General features: G+C 57.0%; 3 protein-coding genes. 1 reads left to right on the top strand and 2 read right to left on the bottom strand.

The annotated features are described in order from the left end of the window. Positions 1–326: 326 nt before the first annotated feature. A complete protein-coding gene (locus ACTG4M_RS17250; RefSeq protein ID WP_439124905.1) occupies positions 327–950 on the top strand; it encodes a potassium channel family protein in 624 nt (207 codons plus the stop codon). Between the two features lie 160 nt (positions 951–1,110). On the opposite strand, the gene ACTG4M_RS17245 is transcribed toward ACTG4M_RS17250, so the two are convergent. Together ACTG4M_RS17245 and ACTG4M_RS17240 are read right to left on the bottom strand one after the other, a co-directional pair. Further along, positions 1,111–2,514 (bottom strand): aspartate aminotransferase family protein, encoded by a 1,404-nt coding sequence (locus tag ACTG4M_RS17245; RefSeq protein ID WP_439124904.1) that lies wholly within the window; start codon positions 2,512–2,514, stop codon positions 1,111–1,113. Positions 2,515–2,578: 64 nt separating this feature from the next. Then, on the bottom strand, positions 2,579–3,101 hold a 523-nt coding region (locus tag ACTG4M_RS17240; protein ID WP_439124903.1), incomplete at its 5' end, for a GntR family transcriptional regulator.

Raw genomic sequence — 3,101 nt, 5'->3', positions numbered from 1 at the left:
GCTGGAGAACCAAACACCGGTTGAAGTGCGCCGTGCGCCTGAGCAATTTGAGGGCACCACACACGACGCGCTTGCCCAAACCGACGACGAAGAATATGAAACCCAAACCCGCAAACTCTACATTAAACTGAGGGAAGTTTCGGGGGGCAGGTCAGTGCAATTTCAACCGAGCCAATCTCGAGTGCTCAGATTTCTCTTACGCAAGATTTGACAAGTGTAATCTCGCACATTCGATTTTTGCCATTTCAGGTGGGTTTAATGCGCAGTTTGTCGACTGTAATTTGAAGAATGCATGCTTTTTTGACTGCTTCATGGGGTATTGCGACTTGAGTGGCTCTGACCTGCGAGACGCATATTTTGAGGATGCGCGCCTTCATGGGCTTAAGGTCAATCACCTAACCAACTTCGGAGAGAGGATTGCGTCTGGATGGAGCAAGCGAGAAATCCCTGACGTCCAGAAGCCCGATATTTACCGCTCCATTAGACTCGCTTACGAGGACGCTGAAATCTGGGATACGATGGATGTTTTCTTGGCCGCTGAACATGCAAGCAGGAGAAAAGGCCTTCTGTGGCCCGCCTTCAAGAAATCGAAGTCACTCAAGACCTTCAGTACTTGGTTAGGGAGTTTGTGCCGTGGCGCATATTCGAACTATGCGACCAGTCCATGGCGCGCGGTATTCATCACCGCGTTGATCCCCGTGTTTTTTGCATTTGTCTACCTTGCTGCAGGTCTACCGAATGCAGCCGCGTCTTCCACATCCAATGTGGCTCAGTCTGTTGGCCAATCGCTCTACTTCTCGTTAACAACGTTCACGACACTGGGCTACGGCGACGTTACATACTCAGCCGATCGTCCATTTCTCCGTTTCCTGAGCACCCTTGAAGCTTTCGCTGGTGCCGTGAGTATGGCGCTGTTGGTGGTGATATTTGCTCGCAAGGTAATAAGGTAAGCTGCTACTCTTGGCGTTCAGAGGCGAAATTAGCCAACTCTAAAAAATCAAAGAACCAACTCTGCCGGCGCAACGCGAGCCGTATATCGCCTGACCGGGGGGCGGTCTGGCGATGCGCGGCGGCTTCGCCTTTGCTCCGCGCTGGTGCGTTGCATGAAGGTTAGCTTGCCACACGCGCTTTCATCAGCTCCTCCGCCTTCAACCGCTCGTGACATTCGTCCAGCGACTGCCGGGCCCGCGCGATCAGGGTGTCGATCTCGTCTTTCGTGATCACCAGCGGGGGGGAGATGATCATGCGGTCTCCGACGTGGCGCATGACCAGGTTGTTGGCAAAGCAGCGTTCGCGGCAGATGAGGCCGACGGTACCTTCGTCCGCCTCAAACTTGGCGCGGGTGGTTTTGTTGGGGGTGAGGGCGATGCTGCCCATGAGGCCGACGATCTTGGCCTCGCCCACAAGTGGGTGATCGGTCAGCGCCTCGAATTTCGCCTTCAAGTACGGCGCGGTTTCTTCGCGGACGCGGGTGACGATGCCTTCTTCGTCGAGGATACGCAGGTTTTCGAGCGCCACGGCGCAGGCGACCGGGTGGCCGGAATAGGTGTAGCCGTGGTTGAACTCGACCGAGTTGATGACCTCGGCCACCTCGTCGCAGATGATCGACCCGCCGATGGGCTGGTAGCCGGAGCTGAGCCCCTTGGCGATGGTCATGATGTGCGGGCGGATGTTCATGGTCTGGCTGCCGAACCAGTTGCCGGTGCGCCCGAAGCCGCAGATCACTTCGTCGGCGATCAGCAGGATGCCGTACTTGTCGACGATGCGCTGGATTTCGGGCCAGTAGGTCTCGGGCGGGACGATCACGCCACCTGCGCCCTGCACCGGTTCGGCGATGAAGGCCGCGACGCGGTCCTGACCCAGTTCGAGAATGGCGGCTTCGAGTTGACGGGCGCGTTCAAGGCCGAATTCCTCGGGCGTCATGTCACCGCCTTCGGCCCACCAGTTTGGCTGGTCAATGTGGTGAATGTCAGGGATCGGCATCCCGCCCTGCATGTGCATGCCTTTCATGCCGCCCAATGACCCGGACCCAACGGACGACCCGTGATAGGCGTTCCAGCGGGAAATGATGATGTTCTTGTCCGGCTGACCCTTCGTGTCCCAGTATGTCCGAACCAATCTCAGATTTGTGTCGTTCGCCTCTGACCCGGAACCGGCAAAGAAAACCTGATTAAACCCATCCGGCGCCAGTTCCGCCAGCTTCTGAGACAGCGCAATCGCCGGTACATGAGTCGTCTGAAAGAACGTATTGTAATACGGAAGCTCTTCCATCTGGCGCGCGGCGGCTTGGGCCAACTCTTTGCGACCGTAACCAATATTCACGCACCAAAGCCCAGCCATCGCGTCAAGAATACGGTTGCCATCGCTGTCATTGAGCCAGACACCGTCCGCACGTGTGATCACCCGCGCGCCCGTCCCGGCAAGCCCGGCCCCATGCGTAAAAGGGTGCATATGATGCGCAGCATCCAGCGCTTGTAATTCAGCGGTGGGCATGTGGTTGGTGATCAAAGCCATGGGGACAGATCCTTTAAAACGTGTCTCTGCAAAAATATGATCAAATTATTCCAAGTCAATCGAATCAGACAAGTCCCTGACGGATTTGTTCCATACCCTGTGTGACATCGCCTTCCATCGCCTCTGCTGCGGCCGAAGCATCCCGAATAGCCAGCGCAGCGAGCACGTCTTTGTGGCGATCCGGTAGGTTGCGCGTGCCAAACTGCCCGCAGACCACACGTAGCGATGGTCCAAACCGCAGCCACAGCCGATCCACCATTTCGGTCAGGATAGGGGCCTGCGCAAGACTGTTCAATTCCGTGTGGAAGCGGTGGTTCTCAACAAGGTAACTCCGAACATCCCCGCGACGGATCGCGTCATCCAGCAAAGTATCGATCTTGCGCAGAAGGGACACATCATCCGCCGTTGCCCGTTGCGCCGCACGCGCCGCAAGCTCCGGCTCAAGTGCCTTTCGGGCAATCGTTAGCTCCTCGATTGCTTGTGTATCAAGCACGGGAACTGCGATTCGCCGGTTTCCCAAAAACTCTAGCGCACCTTCGGCTGTCAGCCGCCGCAAGGCCTCACGCACAGGTGTCATCCCAACGCCC

This window comes from Marivita sp., assembly GCF_965656765.1.
GTDB lineage: Bacteria > Pseudomonadota > Alphaproteobacteria > Rhodobacterales > Rhodobacteraceae > Marivita.
Note: the sequence above shows the minus strand (reverse complement) of the source record. Positions and strands in the feature narration are given on the sequence as shown.

Coding starts and splice junctions, on each gene's coding strand:
- ACTG4M_RS17245 (WP_439124904.1), bottom strand. CDS start 2,514: ATGGCTTTGATCACCAACCACATGCCCACCGCTGAATTACAAGCGCTG.